Below are 26,693 nucleotides of genomic sequence, written 5' to 3'. Positions count from 1 at the left end.
TCACCCTCCGATTGCGGACATCGAACGTTCCGGCTGGACGAAGTCGGCGGAGTCCAACCCCACGTGGTCCATGCCGTGCGCGGCGGGCTTGATCCACATGGCCGCACGCCACCGGTCGGCTATCGCTGAGTCACGCTCATCCGCGCTCTCCCCGGCCGCAAGGGGTTCACGCAACAGGTCCCGGAGTCCGAACTCCTCGTGTGAGAACAGACAGGAGCGCACCTCACCTTCGGCGGTGATGCGCGTGCGCTTGCAGTCGCCGCAGAAGGGCTCAGTCACGGAGGCGATGATGCCCACGGTGCCCAGGACGTCGTCGTCAGCGGCTGAACGGGCCTGCTCCGTGGAACTCTGGCGGACGCGGACGTCCCACAGCTCGGCGGGGGCGCCGTCGCGGTCAGCGGGGTGAGGGGACAGATCGAAGCGCGTGCTCAGACGGTCGCGGATCTCCTGAGCCGTGATCATGCCTTCCCGGGTCCAGCCGTGATCGGCATCCAGCGGCATCTGCTCGATGAACCGCAGGCTCAGGCCGCGTTCGAGCGCCCAGGCAAGGAGCTCCGGCGCCTCGTGGTCGTTGATCCCGCGCATCAGCACGGCATTGAGCTTGACGGGGGTCAGCCCGGCGTCGACGGCGGTCTCCACGCCTTCCAGTACATCGGCCAGACGGTCACGACGGGCCAGGGAGCGGAAGGTCTGCGGATCCAGGGTGTCCAGGGAGACGTTGAGCCGGGTCAGGCCTGCTTTCTTGAGGCCGACGGCGCGGCGGGCAAGACCAATGGCGTTGGTGGTGATGGACACCGGGAGGTCGGGGTGGTCTGCGCGCACACCCGCCACAATGTCTTCGAGATCGGTCCGGATGAGGGGCTCTCCGCCGGTCAGGCGTAGTTCTCGCACGCCCAGGCGGTCCACGCCCACACGGACCAGATGGCGGATCTCGGCCGCGGTGAGCAGATCCTGCTTGGGCAGCCAGTCCATGCCGTCGGCGGGCATGCAATAGGTGCAGCGCAGGTTGCACTTGTCGGTCAGGGAGATGCGCAAGTCTGTGGCGCGCCGCCCGAACCGGTCCACCAGGCCTCGGGCCGGGTCGGCGGGTGAGGGCTCGAGCTTGGTGCGCAGCGTGGGGATCCCCAATGCGGTGGGCACCTCGATCACCTCTCCTCTGGACCTCTGCCGGGTTGTCGTGCCGAATCCGGCGGTTGGGTCAGTCTACGAGCCATCTAGTCTGGCCTCCATGACACGGGTCAACCACCAGCACTCCAAGGGCCCCCACGAAATGCCCGCGACGGGCGGAGACCGGCCCCGGACGGACCACGGACACAGTCACCACGCCCCGCCCAGAAGCGTCGAGGATCACCTCCGCGCGGTCACCGAGTTGCTGGGGCGCAGCCCGTGGTTCGGGCGAGAACCCGTGCGACTGCCGCTCGAGCAGGCGGCCGGTCGGGTCCTGGCGGAGGACGTGGAAGCAGGTCTGGACCTGCCTCCGTTCACCAATTCCCAGATGGACGGGTACGCCGTGCGATCCGCAGACACTGCGGTTCCGTCCGGCCTGCAGAACCAGCACGAACAGGTCGATGCAACCGCTGGCAACCCGGGGGCGGCCGACTCCACGGAGTCCCTGACGTCGTTGCGGGTGGGGCCCACGGTTCCGGCCGGACACGCCCCCGATCCGATTGAAGCCGGCCAAGCGGTTCCCGTCATGACCGGGGCGACTCTTCCACCCGGGGCCGACTGCGTGGTCCCGGTGGAGGACGCGCGCCCGAGCGGGTTCCACGCGCAGGGGGCCACCGTGTCGGTTCCTGCCGGGCAGGCCCCGGGGCGGTTCGTACGCCCCGCAGGCGACGACGTCGTCCGCGGCACCAGAGTGTTGCGGGCAGGGGACAGGCTCACTCCGCTGGCCCTGGGGACCTGCGCGGCGCTGGGCTTGGGTGATGTGCTCGTTCGGCCGCCGTTGCGCGTCGGAATCCTCACCACGGGGGACGAGGTCGTCCAGCCGGGGACTCCCCGGGGCCCAGCGCAGATCTTCGATTCCAATGCCACGATTCTGCGAGGAGTCTTGGCGGATGCGGGGGCGGAGGTCGTTGCGGTCCATCACGTCCCGGACGATGACGACGTCTTGCGTGCCCTCCTGGCCCCCGAAGCCGCTGAAGCCCCGCATCCGGACCTCTGGATCAGCTCGGGAGGCATCTCCGAGGGCGCCTTCGAGGTCGTGCGCCGAGTCCTGAGCGGACCGGACGTGGCGGAATTCAGCGAATTTCTCCACGTGGCCATGCAACCCGGCGGCCCTCAGGGCCTGGCGCGGGTCGACGGCGTGCCGTTCGTGTGTTTTCCGGGCAACCCCATCTCCACGTGGGTCTCTTGGGAGATGTTCCTGCGGCCCGCCCTCACCGCGGTCACGGGGGCGCCGTCGACCAGGACCGAGGTCCGGGTTCGATCCGGGGACGAGTTCGAATGCCTGCCCGGTCGTGCGCGGGTGGTGCGGGCGCACTGGGACGGCGAGGTCCTGACGAAGGTCGGGGGGTACGGGTCGCATCTGTTGGCTGCCGCCGTGGGAGTGAACGCACTGGTGATCCTTCCCCCGGGGCGCGGAACGGTGCCGTCGGGGCAGGACGTCGTCGTGCGACTGTTGACCTGAGTGCCAGATCCCGGACCACATGCACGCGGCACCGACGATCCGGGTGGTGCGGACGGAACCGGATCATGGGCTCCGTATCCTCGGTGGACCGTGCCGGCTCCCACCTACACTGGATGCTCGGGTTCCGGCCCCGTCCGTCGTCGCTCCCGCCAGGAGAACAGGTTCATGAAGTCAGTCATCGCCCCGTTGTTGCTCGCCGTCGTCGCCGTGGTTCAGGCGCTGGGGCGGTACATGTACCACCAGGACACGATCGTGGTGACGGGGCAGATGTTCTTTCCGATCTTTCTGGCGGGCATTTCGATCTTCTACGCGCTGCGCGCCAAGACCGGGGCCTACGGCACGGTCAAACTCGCGCTGCTGATTCTTGCGGTCGTCGCCGCGGCCCTGACCGCAGCGGGATGGGGCATGGCCCTGTTCTGGTTCTACCCGTCGATCTGGATCTACTACGCGGCCTTCCTGCTCCTGGTCGTGTATGCCGTGGTCTCCGTGTTGTCCACGCCCTCGGCGAAGCAGACCGCGAAGCAGTCGGGCGCCGATGAAGCGGATGAAGCGGATGCCCATGCTGAACCGACCGAGGGCGCTCGGGGCGCCTCCGTGGCGAAGCAAGCAGAGGTTGACGGCGGCTCCGACGGCGGGTGGCGCACCACGGGTCGGTGACCCCGGAAATCACGCGGAATACGACATGTAAAAATTGTCGAATTGTCCGCAAACACACTGGTGGCGGCCCCTTCCTTGACGGAAATCAAGTGGGTTTTTCGGAAACTCGAACAATTGCTGGCAACAGGCCTCGCGGACCACGAGCCCAAGGTGTTTTCTGGATAGCTTCATGGGCATGAGTACTTCCATGCCTCCAGGAGAGACCAGGGAGCCCGCCCGCCTCGACGGCCCCGCCTCCAATGCCTTGCTCAAGGTCGGAAAATTCTTCTCCCGATGGGACGAGACCGACGACGGTCGCGCGGTCTTCCGCGAGGGTGGCCGGTCCGGGGATTCCTTCTACCGCAGCCGGTGGAGCCACGACAAGGTGGTCCGCTCCACCCACGGCGTGAACTGCACGGGTTCCTGCTCGTGGAAGGTCTACGTCAAGGACGGCATCATCACCTGGGAGGCGCAGGAGACGGACTACCCGTCCGTTGGCCCCGACCGCCCCGAGTACGAGCCCCGCGGCTGCCCCCGCGGTGCGGCCTTCTCCTGGTACACGTACTCACCCACCCGCGTTCGTTATCCCTACGTCCGCGGCGTGCTCCTAGACATGTACCGCGAGGCCAAGCGCGCCGTCGGCGGCGACCCCGTGGAAGCCTGGGCCTCGATCGTCAACGACGACGAAAAGCGCCGCACCTTCCAGCAGGCTCGCGGCAAGGGCGGTCTGGTGCGCGCTTCCTGGCAGGAAGCCATCGAGATGACGGCCGCCGCCCACGTGCACACTATCGCCAAGCACGGGCCGGACCGCTGCATCGGCTTCTCGCCGATCCCCGCCATGTCCATGGTGTCCCACGCCGCCGGAGCCCGGTTCATCAACCTCATCGGCGGTGTGATGAACAGCTTCTACGACTGGTACGCCGACCTTCCCGTGGCGTCGCCGCAGGTCTTCGGCGACCAGACCGACGTCCCCGAGTCCGGTGACTGGTGGGACGCGACGTACCTGATGATGTGGGGTTCCAACATCCCCGTCACGCGTACGCCGGACGCCCACTGGGTGGCTGAGGTCCGCTACCGCGGCACCAAGGTGGTCTCGGTGTCCCCGGACTACGCGGACAACACCAAGTTCGCCGACGAGTGGCTGCCCGCGCAGGCCGGCTCGGATGCGGCGTTGGCCATGTCGATGGGCCACGTGGTCCTCAAGGAGCACTTCGTCGACAAGCGCACGGAGTTCTTCGAGGACTACGTCCAGCAGTTCACGGACCTGCCGTTCCTGATCACCCTGGACACCCGCGAGGACGGGGCCGTGGTCCCGGGCAAGTTCTTGACCGCAGCGGATCTGGGCGCAGAGGACCAGGCCGATGCCGCGTTCAAGACCATCCTGCTGGACCGCACCACGGGCGAGGAATTCATCCCGCAGGGCTCCATGGGCTTCCGCTACAACGAGCAGGACGAGGGCCGCTGGAACCTGGACCTGCAGGGCCGTACGCCGTCGCTGTCGATCTCGGACACCGCCGGCTACGACGGCGCTGTGTCCCCGGTCGCGCTGCCGGCCTTCGTCGACGACGACGGGACGGGCTCCGTGATCAACCGCGGCGTCCCCGTCACGCAGGTCGCAGGCAAGACCGTGACCACGGTCCTGGACCTCATGCTCGCCCAGTACGGCGTGGGCCGTGACGGTCTGCCGGGTGACTGGGCCACGGGTTACGACGACGTCGACACCGCCTACACCCCGGCCTGGCAGGAGGCCGTGACCTCGGTTCCGGCCGAGGCCGTGATCCGCGTGGCCCGCGAGTTCGCGACCAACGCGGTCAAGTCGGGCGGCCGGTCCATGATCATCCTGGGCGCCGGCATCTGCCAGTGGTACCACGGTGACGCCACCTACCGCGCGATCTTGGCGCTGCTCATGCTGTGCGGCTGCCAGGGCCGAAACGGCGGTGGCTGGGCGCACTACGTGGGCCAGGAGAAGGCCCGCCCGATCACGGGCTGGGCCACCATGGCCTCCGCCGGCGACTGGTCGCGTCCGCCGCGCTTCATGATCGGCACCGCGTTCTGGTACATGCACACGGACCAGTTCCGTCAGGACGGTCACTCGTCGGCGTCCCTGCAGTCCCCGTTGGCCGAAGGTCACCTGGACGGCATGCACACGGCGGACGTGGTCGCCAAGTCCACGCGCCTGGGTTGGATGCCGTTCTACCCGCAGTTCTTCGAGAACCCGCTGGAGGTTGCCGATCAGGCCGCGGCCGCCGTCGCAGCCGGGGAGGCCGAGGACGAAGGCAAGTGGATCGCCGCTCAGCTAAAGGCGGGCAACCTGCGTTTCGCCGTCGAAGATCCCGACGACGCCCGGAACTGGCCGCGCACCCTGGTGCTGTGGCGTTCCAACCTGCTGGGCTCCTCGGCCAAGGGCGAGGAGTACTTCCTCAAGCACCTGCTGGGCACCCAGAACAACGTGCTGGGCGAGGACCACGTCAACTCCAAGCCGCAGGAAGTCGTATGGCACGACGAGGCACCCGAAGGCAAGCTGGATCTGTTGGTCTCGGCGGACTTCCGTATGACCTCATCGACGCTGCTCTCCGACGTCGTGTTCCCCGCGGCCACCTGGTACGAGAAGCACGACCTCTCCTCCACGGACATGCACCCCTACGTGCACGCGTTCACTCCGGCGATCAACCCGCCGTGGGAGGCCAAGACCGACTGGGAGATGTTCCGGTTGCTCTCGGACGAGGTCGGGCGCCTGTCTAAGGGCACGCTCGACACCCGCAAGGATCTGGTGGCCACCGCGCTGACCCACGACACCCCGGGTGAGATCGGGCAGCCGGGCGGTCACGCACCGGACTGGAAGAACACCGACCTGCCCGCGATCCCGGGTAAGAACATGCCCGCCTTCAAGGTGGTCGAACGCGACTACACCGCGATCGGCGAGAAGTACGTGTCGGTCGGTCCGCTGGCTGACAAGCTCGGGTTGACCACCAAGAACATCACGTTCGACGTCGGTCACGAGACCGAGCGGCTGGCCCGCCAGCACGGCGTGTTCGACTCCGGTGCTGCTGCGGGGCGCCCCGCGATCGATTCGGACTCGCGGATGGCCGAGGCCATCCTGACCCTGTCCGGTACGACCAACGGCGAACTCGCGGTGCAGGGCTTCAAGAAGCTTGAAAAGCGTGTGGGCAAGCAGCTGCACGACCTGGCACTGGGCTCCGAAGAGAAGCGCATCACCTTCAAGGACACCCAGGCCGCGCCGGTTCCGGTCATCACCTCACCGGAGTGGTCGGGTTCGGAGACCGGCGGGCGGCGCTACGCACCGTTCACGGTCAACATCGAACGCCTCAAGCCGTTCCACACGTTGACCGGACGCATGCACTTCTTCTTGGATCATGACTGGATGAAGGACATGGGCGAGATGATGCCCACGTACCGGCCGCCGTTGAACATGAGTGCCCTGTTCGGCGAACCGCGGTTGGGTGAGCGTGGGGATCTCTCGATCTCCGTGCGTTACCTGACCCCCCACAACAAGTGGTCGATCCACTCCGAGTACCAGGACAACCTGTTCATGCTCTCGCTCTCCCGAGGCGGCACGAGCGTGTGGATGTCCCCGCAGGACGCGGAACTGATCGAGGCCAAGGACAACGACTGGGTCGAGTGCGTGAACACCAACGGCGTGTTCGTGGGACGTGCGATCGTCTCCCACCGCATGCCGACCGGCGTCGTCTACGTCCACCACGCCCAGGAGCGAACGATCGACGTTCCCAAGTCCGAGGCAACCGGTCGCCGTGGTGGCATCCACAACTCGGTGACCCGAATCCTGCTCAAACCCACCCACATGATCGGCGGATACGCCCAGCAGTCGTGGGCGTTCAACTACCACGGTCCCACGGGCAACCAGCGCGACATCATCTCCGTGGTCCGCAAGCGCTCCCAGGAGGTTCAGTACTAATGCGTGTCATGGCCCAAACCGCCATGGTGATGACGCTCGACAAGTGCATCGGGTGCCACACCTGTTCGGTGACGTGTAAGCAAGCCTGGACCAACCGTGCCGGTACGGAGTACGTGTGGTTCAACAACGTGGAGACCCGTCCCGGTCAGGGGTACCCCCGCCGGTACGAGGACCAGGAGAAGTGGCGCGGTGGCTGGACGCTGAACAAGCGCGGCAACCTCCAGCTCAAGTCGGGCAACCGCCTGCAGAAGCTGTTCGGCATCTTCGCCTCTCCCGTCCAGCCGGAGCTCGATGACTACTACGAGCCCTGGACCTACGACTACGAGAACCTGGTGGCCTCCCCGGCGACCGACGACTTCCCGGTGGCCCGGCCCAAGTCGCTGATCACGGGCAAGGACACCAAGGTCGAGTGGTCCGCGAACTGGGACGACGACCTGGGTGGCACCGCCAACACGGACGAGAAGGACCCGATTCTCCAGAAGATCCGTGAGCAGTCGGAAGAACAGATCCGTCTTGAATTCGAGAAGACGTTCATGTTCTACCTGCCGCGCATCTGCGAGCACTGCCTGAACCCGTCCTGCATGGCCTCCTGCCCCTCCGGCGCGATCTACAAGCGCTCGGAGGACGGCATCGTGCTGGTGGACCAGGACCGCTGCCGCGGCTGGCGTCAGTGCATCACGGGCTGCCCGTACAAGAAGATCTACTACAACCACAAGTCGGGCAAGGCCGAGAAGTGCACCTTCTGCTACCCGCGCGTGGAGGTGGGCATTCCCACGGTGTGCGCGGAGACCTGCGTGGGCCGTATGCGTTACATCGGCATCTTCCTCTACGACGCCGACCGCGTCACCGAGGCCGCCGCGACCCCCGACGAGAAGGACCTCTACGAGGCGCAGTTGGACATCCTCCTGGATCCCAACGACCCCGAGGTCATCCGTCAGGCTCGTGCCGACGGCATCGCGGAGGACTGGCTGGATGCGGCCCGCAAGTCCCCGGTCTACGCCATGGCCAAGGAACTGCGCGTCGCGCTCCCGCTGCACCCCGAGTACCGCACCATGCCCATGGTCTGGTACGTCCCGCCGCTATCCCCGATCGTGGATCTGCTCCGCGGCCAGGGCCACGACGGCGAGGACGCGGACGTGCTCTTCGGGGCGATCGACTCGCTGCGCATCCCGGTGGAGTACCTCGCGGAGCTGTTCACCGCGGGCGACACGGAGGTTGTGACCAACGTCCTGCGCAAGCTGGCGGCCATGCGTTCCTACATGCGTGACCTCACGCTGGGCAACGAACCGGACGAGTCCATCGCCGAGGCCGTCGGCATGACCGGCAGCCAGATCCAGCAGATGTACCGCCTCATGGCCATCGCCAAGTACGAGGAGCGCTACGTCATCCCGACTGCGCACCTCGAGGAGGCCCACGGGCTCGAGGAGATGGGCTGTTCCCTGGACGTCGACGGCGGTCCCGGCATGGGCCAGATGGGCGGACTGGGTGAAGCCTCCGGCCGCCCCACGCCCGTGGCGATCGAGAACTTCAACGCCCTGCGCGCACGCCAGACCAGTGAGGACCCTACGGGCAACTCGCAGTTGGCCGGTCGGGTCAACCTGCTCAACTGGGACGGTCAGGGCAACCCTGACGGCCTGTTCCCGGCCGAGCAAGGTGGCCAGGGAGATGCGGGCGGACGCCGATGAGCCGCCTTGCGCGACTGTTCGGCTTGGCCAAGAAGGGAACGGTCGAGGCCGAACCCTGGGAGGACACCGATCCAGGACGCTCGGCAGTGGTGCGGCAGGCCGCCGCGCTGCTGCTGGGCTACCCGGACCAGGACCTCATCGACCAGCTGCCTGCCATCCGGCAGGCACTGACCGAGGTCGGGGCGAACGCGGATGCGATCGCACCCCTGGTCGAGTGGCTCACGGCGCGTCCGTTGGCCGATGTCCAGGGTGACTACGTCCAGGAGTTCGACCTCTCCCGCCGCCATCCCCTGCACCTGACCTACTGGACCGACGGGGACACCCGGCGTCGTGGGGAGGCCCTGCTGGCCTTCAAGCAGATGTACCGGGAAAACGGGCGAGAGCTGGATGATTCTGAGCTTCCCGACCACCTGCCGGTGGTGTTGGAATTCGCGGCGTTGGTCAACCCCGAGGACGGGGCCCAGCTGCTGCAGCGGTACCGTCCGTCGCTCGAACTGCTCCGCCTCGCCCTGCGCGACGACGACCTCCCGCAGCTGGGCGTGATCGAGCTCGTGTGCTCGACGCTGCCCGGGGCCTCTCCGGAGGACCGGGACGCCGTCATGAAGATGGCCGGCTACGGCCCGCCCACCGAAACCGTGGGGCTGCAGCCCTTCGATCCCCGGCTCCTTCCGGTGGTCGACGGCGCCCAGTCCGCAGGATTGTCCGCACCGCAGGGACCCGGACCGGACACCTCGGCTGCCGACTTCCTACCCACTCATTCCGAGGCCGCAGCCTCGCCTAGTTCAAGGGGATCCGCATGAGTTCCGTCGTCGACATCCTGCTGTGGGGCGTGCTGCCCTACGTGGTGCTGCTGGTGGTGATCGGCGGAACCATCTGGCGCTACAAGTTCGACCAGTTCGGGTGGACCACACGTTCCTCCCAGCTCTACGAATCCCGGTTGCTGCGGATCGGCTCCCCGCTGTTCCACTTCGGCATCCTGGCCGTGCTGATCGGGCACATCGTGGGCCTGATCATCCCCAAGAACTGGACGGACGCGGTGGGGCTGAGTGAACACGCATACCACATCCTGGCGCTGTCCACGGGCACGTTCGCGGGCATCGGCACCTTCGTGGGCCTGGCGTTGCTGATCTACCGTCGGCGGAAGACCGGCCCCGTGTTCATGGCGACCACCAACAACGACAAGATCATGTACGTCATGTTGGTCGTGACCCTGATCGCCGGTCTGGCAACCACCATCATCTCGGTGTTCGACCACAGTGTTCCGAACTACCGCGAGACCGTTTCCCCGTGGTTCCGTTCCATCTGGATCCTCCAGCCCGACGTCGCCGCCATGGCGGCCGCAGGACTGTCCTTCAAGGTGCACGTGCTGTTCGCGTTCACCCTCTTCATGGCTTGGCCGTTCACCAGGCTGGTGCACGCGTTCACCGCGCCCCTGCACTACCTGTTCCGGCCCTACATCGTCTACCGCTCCCGCGACCGCGTGACCCGCTCCGGCTCCGTTCCGGCCCGTCGCGGATGGGACCCGGTTGGCACCCAGGACCGCGATCGCGGTGCACGCCGCGGCGGATCCACTCGGCGCGAAAAGACTCCCTCGGGCCGATAAGCCGCTCTCCATTCCGTGGGGCAGTCAGGAGCTGCCCGCGGCACCCTTCAAAGGAGCAATACGACAATGTCTGCAACTCAGACCAATGACGCCCTCGCGGCGGAATTGAAGTCCGGGCAGCTGCGCAACCTGCTGCTGGCCACACTCGCCTCGATCATGGGCTTCTGGGCCTGGACCATCATCGGCCCGTTGTCCAAGACCTACGCCGCGAACATGGACCTCGGCGCCGGACAGACCTCGATCCTGGTCGCCATGCCGATTCTGGTCGGATCCGTCGCCCGCGTGCCCGTGGGTGCGTTGACCGACCGTTACGGCGGACGGGTCATGTTCACCCTGATCCTGGGGCTGGCCGCACCGCTGGTGCTTCTGACCGCTTTGGTGGGCCAGATGAACAACTTCGGCCTGCTGGTGTTCGTGTCCTTCTTCCTGGGCATCGCCGGCACCGTCTTCGCGATCGGCATCCCGTTCTCCTCGTCCTGGTACGAGGCACACCGCAAGGGCTTCGCCACCGGTGTGTTCGGCGCAGGCATGGTGGGCACCGCGGTGTCCGCGTTCTTCACCCCGCGCCTGGTGGCTGCGCTCGGCTACATGGGCGCCCACGTGCTGATCGCCGTTCTGGTGGCCCTCATGGCCGCGATCTGCTGGCTGGGCCTGCGCGAATCGCCCACGCGTCGCGGTGTCGAGCACACCCCGATCATGCCGAAGCTCAAGGTCGCGTTCGCGCTCAAGGAGACCTGGCTGCTGTGCTTCATGTACGCCATCGTCTTCGGTGCTTTCGTGGCGTTCTCCAACTACCTGCCGACCTACCTGGCCAACGTGTACGGCTTCGATCCCACCGGTGCAGGTACCCGTACCGCGGGCTTCGCCGCCGCCGCCGTGGTGGCCCGCCCGATCGGTGGCACCGTTGCGGACAAGATCGGCCCCAAGATCGTGTCCATCACGTCCTACGTGGGTGCCGCTGTGCTGGCCATCGTGGTGGCTTTCCAGCCGTCGGCCGAGCACGTCTACGGTCCGATCTTCATCCTGATGGCGCTGTTCCTGGGCCTGGGAACTGGCGGCGTGTTCGCCTGGGTGGCCCGTGCTTCCGAGCCGCGCACGGTGGGTACCGTGTCCGGCATCATCGCCGCAGCCGGGGGCCTGGGCGGTTACTTCCCGCCGCTGGTCATGGGCGCCACCTACAACGAGGCCCAGAACTCTTACTTCGTGGGGCTGACCTTGCTGGCGGTGTTCTGCGCCCTGGGTCTGGTGACCTGTTTCATCCTGCGCAACGGCGGCAAGGTGGACGACCGCACCGCTGCGACTGCCTAGTCCGGCGTTCTAGGGTTGTGGGCGGGTGTTCGGAACTCGAACGCCCGCCCACAGTCTTTGTCCGGGCGGACCTTCTGCCACTCACGACCGCGGTTCGCCACGCGCTACCGCACCTCACCATTCGGGAGACCCCTTGCCACACGAAGACCCGGCCGCACCGAAGGGCCTGAGCCACGTCCGCGAGGACGGCTCGGCGCACATGGTGGATGTCTCGCACAAGGCCGAGACCACCCGGGAGGCCACCGCCGTGGCTCACCTGCAAACCCGCCCCGACGTCGTCGAGATGATCTTCACCGCAGACCTTCCCAAGGGCGATGCGCTGCCCGTGGCCAGGGTCGCGGGGATCATGGCCGCCAAGAAGACCCCCGAACTGATCCCACTGTGCCATCCACTGCCGATCAGCAAGGTCACGGTGGACTTCGAGCGCCTGGCGTCAGGGGTGAAGATCACTGCAATGGTGCGGACCCGCGGGGCCACGGGTGTGGAGATGGAGGCCCTGACCGCCGTCAACGTGGCAGCGCTGACCGTCTACGACATGATCAAAGCGGTCGACAAGCTCGCTGAAATCACAGACATCAAGGTGCTGGCCAAGTCCGGCGGGAAATCCGGGGACTGGCAGCGGGAGGACACATGAGCGACCAACCATTCGATCAGACTCAGCAACCTCCCGTCCACGGGGGTGCTCCCGGAGAGCCTCGCCGCGAGCACGACGCGAGGCACACTGCGGAGATCTCCGGAACGTACCGCGCCGTGGTCCTCGTGGCCTCCACCCGGGCGGCCGCGGGCACGTATCCGGACAAGTCCGGGCCCACCGCCGTCACGTTGATCCGTGAGGCGGGACACGAGTGCTCGGATCCCGTTGTGGTGGCCGACGGTGAGCCCTTGCGCGCCGAACTCGACCACCACCTGCGGGGGCTGCCGGTCGAGCAACGCCCGGACCTGTTGATCGTCTCCGGAGGCACCGGTCTGATGCCCGACGACGTCACCCCGGAGCTGACGCGCGAGTACCTGGACCGTGAGCTGCCCGGAGTGGTGCACGCGATCTGGGACGCGGGCCTGCGCAACACCCACACGGCCGTGCTCTCCCGGGGCGCGGTTGGGGTGTCGGGGCGGACGCTCGTGGCGAACCTGCCTGGTTCCCGCGGGGGAGTCAAAGACGGCGTCGGCGTGATCCTGCCGCTGTTGGACCACGTCTTCCAGCAGCTCAACGGACACCGGGACGCGGGGCATCAGGCACCGAGTGCCGCTGATGATCGGGTCGACGCCGATGCCGAGCGAACTGAGCCGGCCGCGGGGTATCAGCCCAGCGGTGTCCAAGGCGACCATCCGGTGGACCGGGCGCCGTCCGTCGTCGTCACCGCCCGCGTCACGGACAATCGACTGGATGCCGCGGAGGTACAGGCGGCCGCAGCCTCCCGGACCACGGGCGCCGTGGTGGGCTTCAGCGGGCTGGTCCGTGACCACGACGGCGGCCGGCCGGTGACCGAACTCGACTACACCGCCCACCCGACCGCGCAGAACGTGCTCCTGCGGGTGTGTGAAGAACTCGCCCAGGAGCACACGGGGGTGCGGATCGTGGCCGAACACCGGACCGGGCGACTGCGCGTGGGGGATTCGGCGATGGAGGTGGCCGTGGCGGCCTCACACCGCAAGCGCGCCTTCGAGGTGTGTGACGCGCTGGTGGACCGGATCAAGCAGAGGGTGCCGATCTGGAAGGAACAGCACCTGGGCGACGGCTCCAAGGAATGGGTGAACCTGTGAAACTCCCGCCGCTGGTCGAACCCGGGCCCGCGCTGACGCTCGAGCAGGTGCAGCGCTACGCACGGAACTTGCGCGTGCCTGCGATCGGCGAGGACGGGCAACGTCGGCTCCGGGCCGCCCGGGTGCTGTGCCTGGGGGCTGGAGGCCTGGGTTCCCCCGCGATCCTGTACCTGGCCGCCGCCGGGGTGGGCACCTTGGGCATCGTGGACGACGACCGGGTGGAGATCTCCAACCTGCAACGTCAGGTCATCCACGGGAACGCCGCCGTGGGTGAGCCCAAGGTCGGGGCCGCGGCCGCTCGGGTGCGGGACCTGAATCCCGATGTGCGCGTGGTGGAGCACACGGAGCGGCTCACTGCCGCCAATGCGGTGGAGCTGGTCTCCGGCTACGACCTGGTCCTCGACGGTTCGGACACCTTCGAAACGCGCTACGTGCTCTCGGACGCCTGCTCGGTGACCGGAGTGCCGCACGTGTGGGGGTCGATCCTGCGCTTCGACGGGCAGTTCTCCGTATTCTGGTCGACCCACGGGCCGACCTATCGCGACCTGCATCCCGTGCCACCGGCACCGGGGTCCGTGCCGAACTGCGCCGAGGCCGGGGTTCTCGGCGCACTGCCCGGCGTGATCGGTTCGGCCATGGCGCTCGAGGCCATGAAGGTGATCATGGGCGCGGGGGAGCCGCTGGTCGGCCGCGTGACCACGTACGACGCGCTGGACGGGACCTGGGCCACGATTCCGCTGGTGCGGTCGCAGCCGCCGGTGAGTTCGATGCATCCGTTCGGGGTCTTCGACCGGGACGGATACGGGGCGGAGGGTTCCGGGGCTGCCTGCGCGGTGCCTGACCCGGAATCGGGTTCGGAGGGCGAGGACCTGGACACCGTCGGCGTCTTGGAATTACAAGAAATGCTGGCGGCACGGGAACGCGGGGACCGCGACTTCGTGCTGATCGACGTCCGCGAGTCGTGGGAAAACCAGCTGTCCGCAATTCCCGGGTCGGTCCTGGTGCCGTTGGGGGAGTTCCGCTCGGGGGCTGCCTTCGACCGGCTGGGCGATGCTGCGGAAGTGGTGTTGCACTGCCAGGGTGGGGTGCGCTCCGCGGAAGCGCTCGGCCTCCTGCGCAACGACGACGCCGAAGCCCGCCGGAACCGGCGCGTCAAGCATCTGGGCGGTGGGATCACCGCCTGGCTGGACGGGCAGTCGCGCACGGTCTGAGACGGGGCGCCCGGACTCTGCCCGCGTCATCCCGTGACGAGGGCAGAGTCCGGAACATCGTGTCGGGCTGTTCACCTCCTTGTCAGGCCGGGGTGTCATCATGGCCCCGACCATGGGCGCATTGCAGATGTGGGGAGGCCACCAGATGGATGCTCGTCAAGCCGACGCTGGGTTCGCCGACCCAAGTGACTACGACTTCGCCGTCGTCCATCTGACCGACACCCAGTACATCGCCGAGGGCGCCGCCGATGCGACAGACCCCGAGCGTCAGGCACGTTTCCGGGCTACGCAAGATGCCATCGGGCGGTGGGTCGCGGAGAACGCGGGGCCGCGAAAGATCGTGTACCTGGCCCACACGGGTGACCTGGTCGAGAACTGGTGCTGGTTCTGGAACCGGCGTTCCACCGCGCGAGCCGAGTTCAAGGAGGCCAGGCGCCTGATCAAGACGGTCGAGGCAGCGGGGGTCCCGGTCGGGGTGTTGCCGGGGAACCACGACAACCGCTGGGGTTCTGACGAAGGGCACGGGTCGCCGGAGCTGACCATGTTCAACCGGTTCTTCGGCCCCCCTCGAAGTGCCGTTGCGGCCCGCAAGTGGCGGCCTTCCGCCGGCGATTTGCCGGTCCAGGCGCATTACGGCGGCCCATGGCGCCCGCTGGACAACAGCTGCCACGTCGACCTGGTGGACGTCGGGGAACTGCGGTTGGTCTTCCTCCACCTCGGCTACGGGGTCCGGGATGAACACGTCTCGTGGGCCAACAGAATGCTCGAACGCCATGCGGACCGGGATGCGGTGATCTGTACGCACCACTACCTCGACCTGGGGACGAACCCTGACGGCTCCGGGGCGCAGTTCGGGGGTCCCGGGAGCTATGGGGCGGACGACGGGGAGAAGATCCACCGGGAGATCGTGTCCCGTAACGCGAACGTGGTCATGGTCCTCTGTGGCCACGTCTCAGGCACGGGGTGGGTCCTGGAGACCGAAGGCGGACACCGGGTCACCAGCGTGTTGGCGGACTACCAGGCGCATCGCCTGCCGGACGAGCAGTTTCCCGCGGGGTACGAAGAACCGGACGGTGACAAGCGCACGGGTTTCTTGCGGCTCCTGCAGTTCCGGGTTGCCGACGGATCGGTTCGGATCACCACCTACTCTCCCGTCCTGGACAGTTTCGCACCGGCCGACTACGCGCCGCAGGTCCAGATGGATGCCATGCGATCGGGAGGGAGAGCGGCCGCCGTTCCCCCTGAGCAGTGGGTGAACCCCGACCACCTGATCCTCCCCGTGGACCTCCGATCCCACTTGATGAGGAACGACGGGCTTCCGCACGAGGGTGGGGCTACGGACAGTCCGGGAGTTCATACGGGCGGTACTGCGGACACCACGGGGCGAGCTGTCCCGGACCCCTGGGGGACGGCCCTCACGTTGGCCGGTGCCGTGGGTGCCGCCGTCGTGGGGCGTTGGATGGTCAAACGGCGGTAGGGACAGTCAGCGGTTGGTATCAGGTGCCGCGTGCGGGGACGCCAATTCCTGCAGGAGATAGACCAGCCGGGTCAGGTCGTCGACCTGCTGTCGCACGTCCGGTGCAGCGGTCCCGGGGGAGATGGTGACCTCGTATCGAGTGAACTCCGTGGATTCAACGGACCCATCGGCACCGTGTTGCTGAAGACAGCGAACGGCGACGTCCGCACCTGTCGTGCTCCATCCGGCCTTCGTGGTGAGGGTGGCCGAGTCTCCCTCCTGTGAAACGGACTTCAGCTGGAGCCGCGGATAGACCTCGGTCGCCTGCATCAAGACGGACTCCAGGTTCACAGGGGTCAATCCCGGGACCTCTCCGGTCCAGCGGTGAGAATCACCATCCTGTTCGAGGTCCATCGGAGCCGGTTCACCCGGGCCCACCGGGGCCGGGAGTTTCCAAAAGACGACAAGCATTGCCAGCATCACGCCCAGCCCCACCAGGGCGCCGATCTGCTCGGCATCCCAGATCCAACCGGCCAAGCTCCTGAAGGCGAACACCACGAAAAGCGTCAGCACAGGCCATGCTCCGGCGAGCGTGATCAACGTCGTGCGGCGCTTCCAAGCGCGAGGTGGGCGAAAGCGCCCCTGATGTGGCTCCCCGCGTACCGTCACAGTCGTCCTGTCCTGACCGGCATGGGCAAGGAACCTGTCCGGAGCCGCGCGAGGCACTGGAGGGCCAGGACGAACTCGGCTGCATCGTGTGCGGCAGCCCTGAAGTCGAGGATTGCAGTGGGCACGAGCGGGTCGACCGTCACCGTCACGTCCTGGCCGCCACTTCCCGCGGGTACGCGGATGGTCACGATTCGTCCGTAGCCGTGAAGGTACGACTCGGGGACCCAGCGGAACACCGCCAAACTGGACCGCGAATGGCGGTGGTCCCGGGTCAAACGTGGTGCCACCTCGGTGAGTGCCTCCGCGAAGGAATCCAGTGAATTGCGGTCAAGGCTGTCGACCACACCCGACCACTCGGCGTGCCCCAATTCGCTGGGAATCTCCTTGGCAAGTGCCCGCCGCCGCTGCCCCCGGGTACTGCGTGCACGTGTCATCCTGCCCACCGAGTCGTACAACAGGGCAGCAACCACGAGGGCAACACAGGCCCGGCCCACCAGTTCCGGAACGGGAACAAAGTCCGTAAAAACCAGAGGAATGAAGAACAACACAAAGCCGACAATCAGCAGCACGGGACGCCATCGCTGCCACCCGGTGACCGGGACCGGTAGCGGGAAGTCGTCGTTCGGTTCCTTGCCCATCGGTCCTGCGCCTCCACGCAGTCGGCTGATCGGCTCATGACTCATTTCACGTTAACGGTCCGTCGCACCTTGCCACGACAGTCGTCATCGAATTGTTGTCGCGATGCTGACGGCCACGGAGGCACGTCGTGGGCTCGGGCAGCACCCGTTCCGAATGGGTGGGTGACGGAGCGCATGCCCGTCGTCGTGGGCAATCACGGGGAAGGACCCGGGGCCGCGGGTACTCTGTGGTGGGCCCCGAACTCGGGGTACCAACAGGCCGTCCGCGTGCCGAATCACCACCGCGCGCGGGGCATTTCGTGATCGACCCCAGGAACCCCGCCGCAGGAGGCCCGTTTGTCCGCGTCCGTTCGCACCACCCGCGCCGAAGGCGAGAGCAGAGGCCGGTGGCTGGTTCCGCACGTGCCCGGGACCGGGCCTGCTTGGGCCAAGGCACTCGCCTACGTGGCACTGGTGGCCGCGCTGGTCTGGGCCGTCAAGCTGGTCTTCGAAGGTTCCCTGGACCTCATGGTCTACAACATGGGCGCCCAGTGGGTTGCCCACCCGAACACGCGCCAGGAGCCGCTGTACGACCTGGCCTTCCCCGTCCCGTGGGGCGGGCCGGACACCCTGCCGTTCACGTATCCACCGTTTGCGGCACTGCTCTTCGGACTGCTGGCCTGGATCCCGTTCGGCATCACCCAGTACCTGCTGCTGGTTCTCGACGTCGTCGTCGGGGCCCTGTTGACCGGGGCGCTGATCTCCTACGCCAACCGCAAGGGTCGCCCCATCCCGTTGACCGGTTACCTGGGCAGCCGTGCCATGTGGGCGCTGGTGCTGGCGGTGATTCTGTTCTGCGGGCCCTGGATCCGAACGATCTCCCTGGGGCAGGTCAACATCCTGCTGTTCGGCTTGATCTTCCTGGACCTTGTGCGGCGCACCGACGGCACGGGTTCGGGCCTGGAACGCGCGACGGCGTTCATTCCCCGCGGTGTGCTGATCGGCCTGGCGGCGGGCATCAAGTTGACGCCGCTGGCCTTCGGCCTGATCTTCCTGATGCAGAAGCAGTTCAAGGCCATCATCGCCATGGGGTTGGCGTTCGCCGCCACCGTCGGAATCGGCTTCCTGGTCATCTTCAACGACTCGATGCAGTTCTGGACGGAGTCCGTGTCTGCTTCGGATCGCGTCGGTTCCATCAAGTACATCGACAACACGGCGCTGACCGGCATCATCATCAAGAACTGGCTGCCGGAGTCCGTGGTAGACCCCATCCGTTATCCGCTGGTCCTGATCATGATCGCTTTGGTGGCCGTCGCCCTCGTGTACCTGACGCGCAGAGGGATGATCCTATCGGCGATTTCCATGAATGCCCTGGTCATGCTGTTCATGTCACCCATCTCCTGGTCGCACCACCAGGTCTATTTCCCGGTCATCGCCGCCGCCCTGTGGGTCGAGGCCTTCCCCCGTCTGTTCCACGGAACCGTGCGCACCGTGGCTGCTCTGCTGACGTGGATCTGGCTGATCGGCGCCTACATCGGGCCCATGCGCGGGCTGTACCTGACGGACCGGGTGGGCGTCCACCTGCACGTCGCGGAGACCATCTGGGTGTTCCCGTACCTGGTCCTCTTCGTGCTGCTGCTGCTCTGGGCGTCCGTCGTCATCCGCGACGGACGCCGCGAAGCACGTTCATAACCCCCTCCGGACAGCACCCCCGGACAGCGCTGAACCCTCGCGAAACTCGCGCATCAACGCCTGATGCGCGAGTTTCGCGAGGGTTCAGCGCTGGGTGAGCGGGTGATCAGATCACTCGGCGTCCAGGTCCTTCTCGACCAGGGCGGCGATCTTCTCCACGGCGTCGGCGTTCTCGGAGCTGACCTCGACCTCGGTGCCCTTCTCCGCACCCAGGGCCATGATCAGCAGGGAGGAGGATGCGTCAGCGGGCTCCTCGTCGGGATCGTTGACCAGGCCGATCAGGATCTCGTCGTCGAACTCGCCTGCTGCCTCCGCGATGATCGCGGCGGGGCGGGCGTGCAGACCGACTGCGGAACCGACGACAACCTTCTTGCTGGGCATGTTTCCTCCTGTGGATTGCAACTTGCTGGGTAGCTGTACGCTGTGGCGAGACTACCGCCACGCGCCTGTGAAACCGGTACCAGTGTTGCAGCCGGTGGCCGACTGGGCCATTTTGTGGCCGGAACAGTCCGCTACGTGACGTGGCCCCGCCGGTCCATTCGGATCGGTGGGGCCACGTGGGTGGAGAGGCGCTGTGGAAACGGTGCCTATCCGGCTGCGTTCGTCATGCGGCCACGGAGGCTGCGGTCGGCGCGTTCTCCGACTGTGCTTCGCGCTGTGCCTTGGCCATGAGCGACTTCTGGCGCTGGCCCTTGAGGACGGTCACGATCGCCGCAGCGACGACGACGCCGGCCACCAGTGCGATCAGGAAGCCCCAGGGGTTGCCCATGGCGGGAACCACGAAGATGCCACCGTGCGGGGCGTTGAGCGTGACGTTCAGGGCCATGGTCAGGGCACCGGTCACGGCACCGCCGGCCATCATCGACGGGATCACGCGGAGCGGGTCCGCCGCGGCGAACGGGATGGCACCCTCGGAGATGAACGAGGCGCCCAGCAGCCACGCGGTGCGACCGTTCTCGCGCTCGGCCTCCGAGTACAGCTTGCCCCGAACAGTGGTGGACAGCGCCATGGCCAGCGGCGGAACCATGCCCGCAGCCATGACGGTGGCCATGATGCCCATCGCGGCGTCGGTGCCCTGTGCCAGGCCGGCTGTGGCGAACAGGTAGGCCGCCTTGTTGACCGGGCCGCCCAGGTCGAAGCACATCATGAGGCCCAGGATGATGCCCAGCAGAATGGCCGAGGTGCCGGTCATGGAGTTCAGGCCATTCTGAAGCCAGGTCATGAGGTTGGCCAGGGGCTTGCCCAGCAGGAGGTACATGAGCAGGCCGACCAGGGTGGTCGTGACCAGCGGGATGATGACCACGGGCATGAGGCCCGCCAACCAACGCGGCACCTTGATCGCGGCGATCGCCATGGCGATCAGACCGGCCACCAGGCCGGTAACCAGACCACCGATGAACCCGGCGCCCACGGCGACGGCGATGGCGCCGCCCACGAAGCCCGGTGCGATACCGGGTCGACCGGCAAGCGCATAGGCGATGTAGCCGGACAGCGCCGGGACCAGGAAGCCCATGGCCAGACCACCCACGGTGAAGAACACCGAGCCCAGGTAGAGCCACAGTCCGCCGTCAGCCGGCAGGTTGAACAGCGAGTTCTCGGCCATGACCGTCTCCGCGACCTCGGCCACGCGCTCGGCACCACCCAGCGCGAAGCCAAGGGCGATCAACAGACCACCCGCGGCCACGAACGGGATCATGTAGGACACACCGGTCATGAGCGCCTGCTGGATGCGGCGTCCCCAGGACTGGCCCTCCGAGGAACCGGAGCCTTCGCCACCGCCGGAACCACCGCCACCGGCGATCCGGTGACCGTTGGGGTTGTCGGCGGCTGCCAGCGCCTTGGTGATCAGCCCTTCGGGATCGGAGACGCCGACGTTGACGCCCGCTTCCACGCCGGGCTTGCCCGCGAAGCGCTCGCGGTCACGGACGCCCACACCGACGGCGAACACCACGGCGTCGGCGGCGTCGATCTGCTCCTGGGTCAACGCCGTGCCGCCGGAGGAGCCCTGGGTCTCGACCACGAGTTCGTGGCCCATTTCCTGCGCCTTTTGCTCCAGCGCCTCGGCGGCCATGTAGGTGTGCGCGATACCCGTGGGGCACGACGTCACGGCCACCAGACGGCGCTTGCCGGAACCGGAAGTACCAGCGGAAGCACCGGCCGCGGCAGCACCGGCACCCGCGCCAGCTGCCCCGGCAGCGGTGGCACCAGCGGCAGTGGAGCCGGAGGCGCCCCCGGAAGTGGCGGCGTCGCCGGAACCTGCGCCGGTCTGCTTGGGAGCCAGCACCTCTTCGACGATCGCCACGACCTCCTCGGCCGTCTGGGCCTCACGCAGGGAGGACAGGAAGGTCTTGCGGGCCATGGCGCGGGCCAGCTTGGACAGGAGCTTGAGGTGTTCCTTGCCTTCGCCGTCGGCCGCGGCGATCAGGAAGATCAGGTCCGCGGGGCCGTCCTTGGCGCCGAAGTCGATCGGTTCGGCCAACCGGGCAAAGCCCAGGGAAGTGGTGTTGACGTGCGTGGATCGGCAGTGAGGGATGCCGATGCCACCGGGCTGACCGGTGGGGGACTGATCTTCACGGGCCAACGCGTCGGCCGCCAGGCCGTCGGCTGAGTCCGCGCGACCGGCTGCGGCCACGACGCCGGAGAGTTGAGTGATCACATCGTTCTTGTGAGCGCCCAGATTCTGATCGAGGACGACCAGCTCCGGGACGATCAGAGGTTGCTCTGACATTGAGGATTCCTTGCTCGGTGGGTTGTGGATGGTTACTTCTGGATCTGAAGGGTGGGTCAGTCGAGCGGGAGCTCGGTGACGCGCGTGCGTTGCAGGTCGACCTGCTCGGGGGCCGGGACGCCGGTGCCGGCCAGTGCGGTGGCGGCGGAGCCGTAGGCGACCGCGTGACGCAGACATTCGGCGGGTTCCAGGCCCTGGGTGAAGGCCAGCAGCAGACCGGCCAGGGAGGAATCTCCCGCGCCGACGGTGGACACGGGGGTGATGGGCGGCGGGTTGCCGACCCAGGCGCCGTCGGCGGTCACCAGGACCGCCCCCGCGGCTCCGAGCGTGGCCAGGACCGCACTCACCCCGCGATCCACGAGCTTCCGTGCTGCTTGAGCGGCGGGGAGGAAGTCCCCGTTCTCGGCGGCGGCTTCGATGGCGGGGCCGTCAGCGCCGACCAATTGCCCCAGTTCGAGTCCGTTGGGCTTCAACAGGCTCGGGGCAGCGGCTTCCAGGTCCTGGGCCAGCGCGATCAGGGGTGCATCGGAGGTGTCGACGGCGACCTCCAGGCCGGCCTGCTTCAACTCGGCAACCATGTCCGCGTACCAGGTCTCGGTCGGTCCCGGAGGCAGGGAGCCACAGAGGGCGACCCAGTCACCGGCACCGGCCGCAGCCAGGATCGCGTCCATACAGGCGCGCTGTGCGGCCTCGTCCAGCGGGGACCCCGGCTCGTTGATCTTCGTCGTCGTGCCGTCGGGCTCCGTGACCGTCAGGTTGGTGCGGGCACGCACGTCGGTCTCCACCAGGGCGAAGCCCACGCCCGCGTCCTTGACGGCCTGGACCAGGGGATCTCCATCGGGTGCCGGGAAGATCGCCGTGGTCGGGGCGTCGGCCAACGTCAATGCGCGGGACACGTTGATCCCCTTGCCGCCAGGCCCGTCGTCGACGGACACGATGCGGTTGACGCCGCCGCGTTCCAGGGCGACGGACAGATTCGCCGTGCGGTCGATGCTGGGGTTGGCGGTAAAAGTGATGATCATGCGATCACGACCTCGATTTCGTGGGCTTTCAGGGCTTGGGCCAGATGCCGAGGCGGCTGGGCATCCGTGATCAGGACATCGAGCTGCTCGAGTTCGGCGAACGTGCACATGTAGTTCGAATCGAACTTGGACGCGTCGGCCAGCAGGATGCATCGGCGGGAGCGGGTGGTCATGAGCCGCTTGACGGCGGCTTCCTCGACGTCCGGGGTGGTGAGCCCGAAGTCCGCGGAGAGTCCGTTGGTACCCAGGAAGGCGACGTCGGCCGAAACCTGCCCGAGCATGGTCAGCGCCATGGCGCCCACCACCGTTTCCGTCACGTCACGAATAACCCCGCCGAGCAGGTGCACGGTCAGGCTGCGCGTGGTGGAGAGCTCCAGGCCGGTCCGTACGGAGTCCGTGATCACGGTCAGCGGGCCCGCGGTCGGATCCTGCTCGGAGCGCAGAGTCATCTCGGCCGCCAGCGCGCCCGTGGTGGTCCCGCCGTCCAGGATGATGCTCCCGTGGGACTCGGGTAGGTAGTCCATGGCGGCGCGGGCGATGGCGGCCTTGGCGTCCCCGCGGGTGGTCCGGCGCTCGCGGGCCGTGGATTCGATGGTGCCGAACGACGAACGAGGGATGGCACCGCCGTGCACCCGGTCCACCTGCCCGGAGCGGACCAGCACGTCAAGGTCACGTCGAATGGTCTCCGGCGCCACCGCGAACGTGACGGCCAGGTCCGCCACCGACACCCGACCACGAGCTGCGGTCAGTCGGACGATGGCCTGGCGGCGTTCCTTCGCGTACATGACGGGAACGGGAGGTTGCTCACGATCATGCTCGCCGATGCCCGGTCGGGCACCGGCCGGGACCTGGGTGGTCGACCCGGCATCGTTGCCGGCGTCGGACCCGGTGCGATCCGGACCGGATGAGGGATCAGGGGCACCGGGCGTGATCTCTGTTACGCCCATATGTGAATGATCATGCCCGAATCTGTTGCTTGTCAACCTTTGTTGTCGCCCGTTCCACGCGCCGCGTATCCTGAGGATTCCGCCACTGCCACGTGCGCAGGAGAACTCGAAGGCGAGGAGCACTCCCCATGTCTGTTGATGCCCGTTTCGATCCGGCGACTCCGGCTGGCGAATCCACCGACGCTGCCCCGGCACCTTTGCTGGGGATCGGCGTGGTTGCCGGAATCGCGGCCAGTCCGGCGCTTTGGGCCAGGCCACGGCCACAATTGCCGACCGACGGCCCGGTGGTTCCCGAAGCCGAACGCGACGAGCAGAAGGAGCGTTTCGACGTCGCGGCGGCCACCGTGGCGGACCGTCTGAAGGGGCGTTCGGAGAAGGCCGAGGGCCACGCCGCCGAGGTTCTGGAGGCCACCGCAGCCCTGGTCACGGACAAGGGATGGCGCCGCGCCGTGGCCAAACACATCGATTCGGGCACCACCGCAGTTGTTGCCACCGTGCGTGCAACCGACACTTTTGTTGCCAAGTTCGAGAAGATCGGTGGGCTCATGGCCGAGCGCACCACGGACCTCAAGGACATCCGCGACCGTGTGGTCGCCGAACTGCGCGGCGAGCCCGAACCGGGTGTCCCGTCCCCGGAGGAGCCGGTGATTCTGCTCGCCGAGGACCTGGCCCCCGCTGACACCGCCGGCCTGGATCCGGAGCTGGTCCGCGGCATCGTGACGCAGCTGGGCGGCAAGACCAGCCACACCGCGATCATCGCGCGGCAGTTCGGCATCCCCTGCGTCGTGGGCGCGGGCTCGGCGCTCACCCAGATCCAGGACGGTTCCTTGATCCTGATCGACGGCGAGGCCGGTGAGATCGAGACCACCCCGGATCCGCTCAAGGCGGAGGCCCGTGCCAAGGAGTCCGCCGAGGTCCAGGCCAAGATCAGGTCCTGGACCGGCCCCGCCGTCACCGCTGACGGCACGCGGGTCCAACTGCTGGCCAACGTGCAGGACGGGGCCGGTGCCCGGACCGCCGCGGCAACCGGCCTGCCCGAGGGTGTCGGTCTGTTCCGTACGGAGCTCTGCTTCCTCTCCGCCCAGTCCGAACCTTCCGTGGAGACCCAGGCCGGGATCTACCGGGAGGTCTTCGAGGCCTTCCACGACCAGAAGGTCGTGGTCCGGACCCTGGACGCGGGTTCAGACAAGCCGCTGGCTTTCGCCACCATGCCGGACGAACCGAACCCCTCCCTGGGCGTGCGCGGCGTGCGCATCGCCTTCGACGAGCCCGGAGTCCTGGAACGCCAGCTGGACGCCGTCGCAGAAGCCGTCAAGGGCACCGGTGCCAAACCGTGGGTCATGGCCCCCATGATCGCCACCGTCGAGGAAGCGGAGTGGTACGGCAAGCTGTGCCGCGACCGCGGTCTGATCCCCGGCGTCATGATCGAGGTCCCGTCCGCGGCACTGCTCGGGGACGAACTGCTCAAGCACGTGGAGTTCTTCTCGATCGGCACGAACGATCTGACCCAGTACGCCATGGCCGCCGACCGCATGGCCTCGCAGCTTTCTCAGCTCACGGACCCCTGGCAGCCCGCCGTGCTCAAGCTCATCAAGATGGCAGCAGACGCCGGACAGCGCGCGGACAAGCCCGTGGGAGTGTGCGGTGAGGCCGCGGCCGACCCGCTGCTGGCCTGCGTGCTCGTGGGCCTCGGCGTGACCTCGCTGTCCGCTGCCGCACCGGCCCTGGCCGCCGTCGGCGTCCAGCTGGGTCAGGCGACGGACGAGCAGATCGCCCGCGCCGCCGAGGCCGCGGTGTCCGCACCGACCGCCCAGGCGGCCAGGGACTCTGCTTTCGACATCATCAAGGGCGGCAAGTGAGGGCGGTCTGAGGCACCCGTGACGCGTTCGACCCAGCGGCGCCGCGTACAGCGCATCCGCACCGACCAGGAAGGCCGCCTGTGGGAAAGTACCCGCGCGGACACCCTGGTGGGGGAGGAGCCGCTGGAGATCCGGCTCAACGGGGAGTCCTTCGCGGTCACCATGCGGACGCCCGGTCACGACTTCGCCATGGTCGCCGGGTTCCTGGTCTCCGAGGGCGTGCTGGGCTCCCAGTCCGAGATTCTGCGGATGGATTACCGCTCGGGCATCGACGCCGAAGGCATGCGTGACTACAACGTGGTCGACGTCCAACTGCCCCCGGAGGTCGCGGCCCGGGCGGATCGCGGTCGCCGGGAGGTCTACACGTCGTCGTCCTGCGGGGTGTGCGGCACGGCCTCGATGGACGGCGTCCTCAAGGTCTCCCCGTACGAGCCGCTCACGGACCCGCTCACGGTGGACCTTGCCACCGTCCTGGGGCTGCCCGACCGGCTGCGAGCCGAACAGCGGTTGTTCTCCTCGACCGGGGGCGTGCACGCGGCCGCATTGTTCCGGATGCCCGACGCCGGTGACGAGCCCGACGCCGGTGTGGGGCCCGGCCTCGTGGGCAGCGGGGAGCCCGAACTCCTGTGCGTCCGCGAGGACGTGGGGCGGCACAACGCCGTGGACAAGGTAGTCGGGTGGGCCCTCGAGCAGGACCTGCTGCCGTTGACCGGGACGGTCCTGCAGGTCTCGGCCAGAGCCTCCTTCGAACTGGTCCAGAAGGCCGTGATGGCGGGCATTCCCATGCTCTCGGCCGTCTCCGCCCCCTCCGCGCTGGCAGTGGACGTCGCGGATCGGACGGGACTGACGCTGGTGGGCTTCAACCGGGGCACGGGGGCGAACATCTACGCGGGCGGGCAACGGATCGACACATCCTGCGTGGGCGACTGAACGCGC

The 26,693-nt window shown here is 67.5% G+C and carries 21 protein-coding genes; 14 read left to right on the top strand and 7 right to left on the bottom strand.

The genetic code is table 11. The annotated features are described in order from the left end of the window. Nucleotides 1-1,128 carry a GTP 3',8-cyclase MoaA gene (moaA, locus tag GWK18_RS09500; RefSeq protein ID WP_167739425.1) on the bottom strand — a complete coding sequence of 376 codons (1,128 nt, stop codon included), beginning with the start codon at nucleotides 1,126-1,128 and terminating at the stop codon, nucleotides 1-3. A gap of 100 nt (nucleotides 1,129-1,228) precedes the next feature. On the opposite strand from moaA, the gene glp reads away from it, so the two are divergent. From glp to GWK18_RS09445, 11 genes are all read left to right on the top strand, one after another. Next, nucleotides 1,229-2,629 (top strand): gephyrin-like molybdotransferase Glp, encoded by a 1,401-nt coding sequence (glp, locus tag GWK18_RS09495; RefSeq protein ID WP_245193152.1) that lies wholly within the window; start codon nucleotides 1,229-1,231, stop codon nucleotides 2,627-2,629. Between the two features lie 165 nt (nucleotides 2,630-2,794). After that, on the top strand, nucleotides 2,795-3,286 hold the full coding sequence (locus tag GWK18_RS09490) for a hypothetical protein (RefSeq protein ID WP_209280926.1): 492 nt from the start codon (nucleotides 2,795-2,797) through the stop codon (nucleotides 3,284-3,286). A 175-nt stretch (nucleotides 3,287-3,461) separates the two neighbouring features. Beyond that, nucleotides 3,462-7,199, top strand: a complete 3,738-nt coding sequence (locus tag GWK18_RS09485; protein ID WP_245193150.1) for a nitrate reductase subunit alpha — start codon at nucleotides 3,462-3,464, stop codon at nucleotides 7,197-7,199. Beyond that, nucleotides 7,199-8,884: a nitrate reductase subunit beta gene (gene narH / locus GWK18_RS09480; protein WP_166834854.1), complete on the top strand. Its 1,686-nt coding sequence runs from the start codon at nucleotides 7,199-7,201 to the stop codon at nucleotides 8,882-8,884. The genes GWK18_RS09485 and narH overlap by 1 nt, the downstream gene beginning before the upstream one ends. Then, entirely contained in the window at nucleotides 8,881-9,684 is an 804-nt protein-coding gene (gene narJ, locus GWK18_RS09475; protein WP_166834852.1) for a nitrate reductase molybdenum cofactor assembly chaperone, read from the top strand. The genes narH and narJ overlap by 4 nt, the downstream gene beginning before the upstream one ends. Continuing rightward, entirely contained in the window at nucleotides 9,681-10,487 is an 807-nt protein-coding gene (narI, locus tag GWK18_RS09470; RefSeq protein ID WP_166834850.1) for a respiratory nitrate reductase subunit gamma, read from the top strand. Before narJ ends, narI begins: the two co-directional genes overlap by 4 nt. 66 nt (nucleotides 10,488-10,553) lie before the next feature. Further along, nucleotides 10,554-11,795 (top strand): MFS transporter, encoded by a 1,242-nt coding sequence (locus GWK18_RS09465; RefSeq protein WP_166834848.1) that lies wholly within the window; start codon nucleotides 10,554-10,556, stop codon nucleotides 11,793-11,795. Between the two features lie 133 nt (nucleotides 11,796-11,928). Continuing rightward, complete coding sequence (gene moaC / locus GWK18_RS09460; RefSeq protein WP_123825420.1) at nucleotides 11,929-12,429, top strand: cyclic pyranopterin monophosphate synthase MoaC; 501 nt, start codon at nucleotides 11,929-11,931, stop codon at nucleotides 12,427-12,429. Beyond that, nucleotides 12,426-13,556: a molybdenum cofactor biosynthesis protein MoaE gene (locus GWK18_RS09455; protein WP_167739422.1), complete on the top strand. Its 1,131-nt coding sequence runs from the start codon at nucleotides 12,426-12,428 to the stop codon at nucleotides 13,554-13,556. The genes moaC and GWK18_RS09455 overlap by 4 nt, the downstream gene beginning before the upstream one ends. Then, entirely contained in the window at nucleotides 13,553-14,767 is a 1,215-nt protein-coding gene (gene moeB / locus GWK18_RS09450) for a molybdopterin-synthase adenylyltransferase MoeB (protein ID WP_348535915.1), read from the top strand. Before GWK18_RS09455 ends, moeB begins: the two co-directional genes overlap by 4 nt. Before the next feature lie 100 nt (nucleotides 14,768-14,867). After that, nucleotides 14,868-16,244 carry a metallophosphoesterase gene (locus GWK18_RS09445; RefSeq protein WP_166834842.1) on the top strand — a complete coding sequence of 459 codons (1,377 nt, stop codon included), beginning with the start codon at nucleotides 14,868-14,870 and terminating at the stop codon, nucleotides 16,242-16,244. A gap of 6 nt (nucleotides 16,245-16,250) precedes the next feature. Here the strand turns inward: GWK18_RS09445 and GWK18_RS09440 are convergent, their stop codons facing one another. Both GWK18_RS09440 and GWK18_RS09435 read right to left on the bottom strand, forming a co-directional pair. Beyond that, on the bottom strand, nucleotides 16,251-16,796 hold the full coding sequence (locus tag GWK18_RS09440) for a hypothetical protein (protein ID WP_166834840.1): 546 nt from the start codon (nucleotides 16,794-16,796) through the stop codon (nucleotides 16,251-16,253). A gap of 92 nt (nucleotides 16,797-16,888) precedes the next feature. Next, nucleotides 16,889-17,530: a hypothetical protein gene (locus tag GWK18_RS09435; protein WP_166834838.1), complete on the bottom strand. Its 642-nt coding sequence runs from the start codon at nucleotides 17,528-17,530 to the stop codon at nucleotides 16,889-16,891. Nucleotides 17,531-17,866: 336 nt separating this feature from the next. Here GWK18_RS09435 and GWK18_RS09430 point away from each other — a divergent pair, with 336 nt between their 5' ends. Then, nucleotides 17,867-19,201, top strand: coding sequence for a glycosyltransferase 87 family protein (locus GWK18_RS09430; RefSeq protein ID WP_166834836.1), 1,335 nt, complete (start codon nucleotides 17,867-17,869; stop codon nucleotides 19,199-19,201). 111 nt (nucleotides 19,202-19,312) lie between these two features. On the opposite strand, the gene GWK18_RS09425 is transcribed toward GWK18_RS09430, so the two are convergent. The 4 genes from GWK18_RS09425 to GWK18_RS09410 all read right to left on the bottom strand — a co-directional run bounded on the left by GWK18_RS09425 (nucleotide 19,313) and on the right by GWK18_RS09410 (nucleotide 23,898). Continuing rightward, a complete protein-coding gene (locus GWK18_RS09425) occupies nucleotides 19,313-19,582 on the bottom strand; it encodes an HPr family phosphocarrier protein (RefSeq protein WP_123825414.1) in 270 nt (89 codons plus the stop codon). A gap of 223 nt (nucleotides 19,583-19,805) precedes the next feature. After that, nucleotides 19,806-21,929 (bottom strand): fructose-specific PTS transporter subunit EIIC, encoded by a 2,124-nt coding sequence (locus tag GWK18_RS09420; protein WP_166834834.1) that lies wholly within the window; start codon nucleotides 21,927-21,929, stop codon nucleotides 19,806-19,808. A 56-nt stretch (nucleotides 21,930-21,985) separates the two neighbouring features. Further along, entirely contained in the window at nucleotides 21,986-22,951 is a 966-nt protein-coding gene (locus tag GWK18_RS09415; protein WP_123825412.1) for a 1-phosphofructokinase family hexose kinase, read from the bottom strand. After that, nucleotides 22,948-23,898, bottom strand: coding sequence for a DeoR/GlpR family DNA-binding transcription regulator (locus GWK18_RS09410; RefSeq protein WP_166834832.1), 951 nt, complete (start codon nucleotides 23,896-23,898; stop codon nucleotides 22,948-22,950). The genes GWK18_RS09415 and GWK18_RS09410 overlap by 4 nt, the downstream gene beginning before the upstream one ends. 128 nt (nucleotides 23,899-24,026) lie before the next feature. Between GWK18_RS09410 and ptsP the strand changes: the two genes are divergently transcribed. Together ptsP and GWK18_RS09400 are read left to right on the top strand one after the other, a co-directional pair. Continuing rightward, on the top strand, nucleotides 24,027-25,757 hold the full coding sequence (ptsP, locus tag GWK18_RS09405; RefSeq protein ID WP_123825410.1) for a phosphoenolpyruvate--protein phosphotransferase: 1,731 nt from the start codon (nucleotides 24,027-24,029) through the stop codon (nucleotides 25,755-25,757). 54 nt (nucleotides 25,758-25,811) lie between these two features. Next, nucleotides 25,812-26,687, top strand: coding sequence for a formate dehydrogenase accessory sulfurtransferase FdhD (locus GWK18_RS09400; protein WP_233568796.1), 876 nt, complete (start codon nucleotides 25,812-25,814; stop codon nucleotides 26,685-26,687). Nucleotides 26,688-26,693 lie beyond the last annotated feature (6 nt).

Source organism: Kocuria sp. JC486 (genome assembly GCF_011602805.1).
In the GTDB taxonomy this organism is placed as follows: Bacteria; Actinomycetota; Actinomycetes; order Actinomycetales; family Micrococcaceae; genus Kocuria; species Kocuria soli.
The sequence above is the reverse complement of the archived record's forward strand: the minus strand, read 5'-3'. Positions and strand labels throughout refer to the sequence as shown.

Coding starts and splice junctions, on each gene's coding strand:
- glp (WP_245193152.1), top strand. CDS start 1,229: ATGACACGGGTCAACCACCAGCACTCCAAGGGCCCCCACGAAATGCCC.
- GWK18_RS09490 (WP_209280926.1), top strand. CDS start 2,795: ATGAAGTCAGTCATCGCCCCGTTGTTGCTCGCCGTCGTCGCCGTGGTT.
- GWK18_RS09485 (WP_245193150.1), top strand. CDS start 3,462: ATGAGTACTTCCATGCCTCCAGGAGAGACCAGGGAGCCCGCCCGCCTC.
- narH (WP_166834854.1), top strand. CDS start 7,199: ATGCGTGTCATGGCCCAAACCGCCATGGTGATGACGCTCGACAAGTGC.
- narJ (WP_166834852.1), top strand. CDS start 8,881: ATGAGCCGCCTTGCGCGACTGTTCGGCTTGGCCAAGAAGGGAACGGTC.
- narI (WP_166834850.1), top strand. CDS start 9,681: ATGAGTTCCGTCGTCGACATCCTGCTGTGGGGCGTGCTGCCCTACGTG.
- GWK18_RS09465 (WP_166834848.1), top strand. CDS start 10,554: ATGTCTGCAACTCAGACCAATGACGCCCTCGCGGCGGAATTGAAGTCC.
- GWK18_RS09455 (WP_167739422.1), top strand. CDS start 12,426: ATGAGCGACCAACCATTCGATCAGACTCAGCAACCTCCCGTCCACGGG.
- GWK18_RS09445 (WP_166834842.1), top strand. CDS start 14,868: ATGGCCCCGACCATGGGCGCATTGCAGATGTGGGGAGGCCACCAGATG.
- GWK18_RS09435 (WP_166834838.1), bottom strand. CDS start 17,530: ATGGGCAAGGAACCGAACGACGACTTCCCGCTACCGGTCCCGGTCACC.
- GWK18_RS09425 (WP_123825414.1), bottom strand. CDS start 19,582: ATGCCCAGCAAGAAGGTTGTCGTCGGTTCCGCAGTCGGTCTGCACGCC.
- GWK18_RS09420 (WP_166834834.1), bottom strand. CDS start 21,929: ATGTCAGAGCAACCTCTGATCGTCCCGGAGCTGGTCGTCCTCGATCAG.
- GWK18_RS09415 (WP_123825412.1), bottom strand. CDS start 22,951: ATGATCATCACTTTTACCGCCAACCCCAGCATCGACCGCACGGCGAAT.
- GWK18_RS09410 (WP_166834832.1), bottom strand. CDS start 23,898: ATGGGCGTAACAGAGATCACGCCCGGTGCCCCTGATCCCTCATCCGGT.
- ptsP (WP_123825410.1), top strand. CDS start 24,027: ATGTCTGTTGATGCCCGTTTCGATCCGGCGACTCCGGCTGGCGAATCC.